The sequence below is a fragment of the Xanthomonas sp. SHU 308 genome (assembly GCF_000364645.1).
Classification (GTDB): Bacteria; Pseudomonadota; Gammaproteobacteria; order Xanthomonadales; family Xanthomonadaceae; genus Xanthomonas_A; species Xanthomonas_A sontii.
In genome coordinates this window covers 1-719 of the sequence record NZ_AQOK01000679.1, presented here as the reverse complement: position 1 = coordinate 719, position 719 = coordinate 1, and the positions used below count along the sequence as shown (strand labels likewise).

The 719-nt window shown below is 75.8% G+C and carries 1 pseudogene; it reads left to right on the top strand.

The annotated features are described in order from the left end of the window. Positions 1-719 (top strand): annotated as a pseudogene (locus D588_RS25390) (malto-oligosyltrehalose synthase); the annotation flags it as partial.

Below are 719 nucleotides of genomic sequence, written 5' to 3'. Positions count from 1 at the left end.
TGCAGCGTGCGCGCGCCGGCGCCGAGCCGCGGGTGTGCGCGGCGATCGATGCGATCGAGCGCTGGAGCCGCGACGGCCGCGGCACCGGCAAGGCGCAGGTGGCGCTGCGGCGGATCGTGCGCCGGCGCCTGGAACAACTGTCGGCACCGCTCAACGCCAAGTCGGTGGAGGACACGTCCTTCTACCGCCACGGCGTGCTGCTCTCGCGCAACGAGGTCGGCAGCGAGCCGGACGTGTTCGCGCTGACGCCGGAGGCGTTCCACGCGGCCAACGCCGTGCGCGCGCAGCGCTATCCGCGCGCGCTGCTGGCCACCGCCACCCACGACCACAAGCGCGGCGAAGACGTGCGCATGCGCCTGGCCGCGCTCAGCGCGCAGGCGCCGTGGTGGGAGGCGCAGGTGGCGCGGTTCCAGGCGCTGTCGGCCGACCTGCTGCCGGCCGGCAGCGCCGCGCCGCTGCCCGGCGACCTGCTGATGCTGTGGCAGATGCTGGTGGCGGCGTGGCCGCTGGAACTGGCGGTGGACGACGCCGACGGCCTGCGCGACTACGCCGAGCGCATCGGCGCCTGGCAGCTCAAGGCCGCGCGCGAAGCCAAGCTGCGCACCCACTGGACCTGGCCGGACGAGGACTACGAGCGCAATGCGCGCGCGCTGCTCGACGCCGCACTGGTGCAGCCGGCCGGCGCCGCACTGCGCGAGGCGCTGGCGCAGGCGGCCGCG